The 1,496-nt window shown below is 68.6% G+C and carries 2 protein-coding genes and 1 pseudogene; all 3 read left to right on the top strand.

Annotated features, from left to right (window positions below; all coding sequences use genetic code 11):
- The coding region (locus tag PARHAE_RS00185) for a phage tail tape measure C-terminal domain-containing protein (protein ID WP_277600617.1) at window positions 1-671 on the top strand (671 nt) is incomplete at its 5' end.
- On the top strand, window positions 671-1,297 hold the full coding sequence (locus tag PARHAE_RS00180; protein ID WP_126152591.1) for a DUF2460 domain-containing protein: 627 nt from the start codon (window positions 671-673) through the stop codon (window positions 1,295-1,297). The genes PARHAE_RS00185 and PARHAE_RS00180, both read left to right, overlap by 1 nt.
- Window positions 1,294-1,496, top strand: a pseudogene (locus tag PARHAE_RS00175) (hypothetical protein); the annotation flags it as partial. The gene PARHAE_RS00180 and the pseudogene PARHAE_RS00175, both read left to right, overlap by 4 nt.

Here is a 1,496-nt window from a genome sequence, read left to right as displayed (position 1 = left end):
CCGGGCTCGACGACACCACTGCCGCTGCCAATGGTGCAGGAGGTGCTGCCCGCGACGCCGGAACCGCCGCTGGCGAAGGGGCGGAGCATGCGCTGACCGGATGGCGGGCGGTGACGGCGGCGCTCTCGGATTATGCCAGCCGGGCCCGAGAGATCGGCGGCGATATCGGCCAGAGCCTCGTCAGCGCCTTCCAATCGGCCGAGGACGCAGTCGGGGAGTTCGTGAAGACCGGCAAGCTTAACTTCCGCGATCTTGTGACCTCGCTTATCGCGGACCTCGCGAAACTGGCGGCGCGGCGCTTCATCCTCGGCCCCATCGCTAACGCGCTCTCGGGCGCGCTTGGCGGCGCGGGCGGGATCTTCGCCAATATCCTGCACGCGGGCGGCATCGTCGGATCGTCCGGCCCCTCGCGCATGGTCCCGGCCATGGCCTTCGCCGCCGCGCCCCGGATGCATTCAGGCGGTGCGGTCGGTCTTCGCCATGACGAAGTGCCTGCAATCCTGCAAAGGGGCGAACGGGTCCTCTCGCGCCGCGAGGCGCAGAGCTACGGCGCGGGTGGCGGCGTCAACGTCACCATCATGGCCCGCGACGCCGAGAGTTTCCGGCAATCCCGCACACAGGTCGCAGCGGACATCGCCCGGGCCGTCTCGCTGGGGCGGAGAGGCATGTGATGGCGTTCCATGAGGTCCGGTTCCCGGACAACATCAGCCGAGGGGCGCGCGGCGGGCCCGAACGGCGCACGCAAATCGTCGAACTGGCCTCGGGCGACGAAGAGCGCAACGCCAGCTGGGCCAATTCGCGCCGCCGCTACGATGTGGCCTATGGCATCCGCCGGGCCGACGATCTCGCCGCCGTGGTTGCCTTCTTCGAGGCGCGGAACGGTCGCCTCCATGGCTTCCGGTTCAAGGATTGGGGTGATCACAAATCTTGCCTGCCTTCGGCGACGCCTTCGCCGACCGACCAGGTGATCGGCACCGGCGACGGTACGACAACCGCCTTCCAGCTGGTGAAGCGCTACGCCTCGGGCAGCCAGACATGGATGCGAACCATCACCAAGCCGGTCGCGGGCTCGGTCACCGTCGCTCTGAACGGTGCATCGCAGGCGTCCGGCTGGTCCGTCGATACCACGACCGGCGTCATCACCTTCAGCGCCGCACCGGGCGGTGGCGTCGCGATCACCGCGGGCTTCGAGTTCGATGTCCCGGTCCGCTTCGACACCGACGCGCTCGACGTGACGCTCGACCTCGAGCGGCTTGGCTCGATCACCTCCATCCCGCTTCTGGAGATCCGACGATGAATGACGAAACCGGATTTCTGGCGGCGGCGCTGAAGGAACTGCTCGCCTCTACCGCCGTGATCCTCGCCGCCTGGGGCGCGCTCGGGGGCGCGACCAATGCGCTGACCACGAAGATGCGGCTGCGCGACGCGCTGCGCCACATCCTGCTCGGCGGTCTGATCGCGGCCGGGATGGGGAGCCTGTCGATGGCGATCATCAC

It is taken from the genome of Paracoccus haematequi, assembly GCF_900631945.1.
In the GTDB taxonomy this organism is placed as follows: domain Bacteria; phylum Pseudomonadota; class Alphaproteobacteria; order Rhodobacterales; family Rhodobacteraceae; genus Paracoccus; species Paracoccus haematequi_A.
The sequence above is the reverse complement of the archived record's forward strand: the minus strand, read 5'-3'. Positions and strand labels throughout refer to the sequence as shown.

Excerpts from the sequence above, each read along its gene's own strand:
- PARHAE_RS00180 (WP_126152591.1), top strand. The coding sequence starts at position 671 with ATGGCGTTCCATGAGGTCCGGTTCCCGGACAACATCAGCCGAGGGGCG.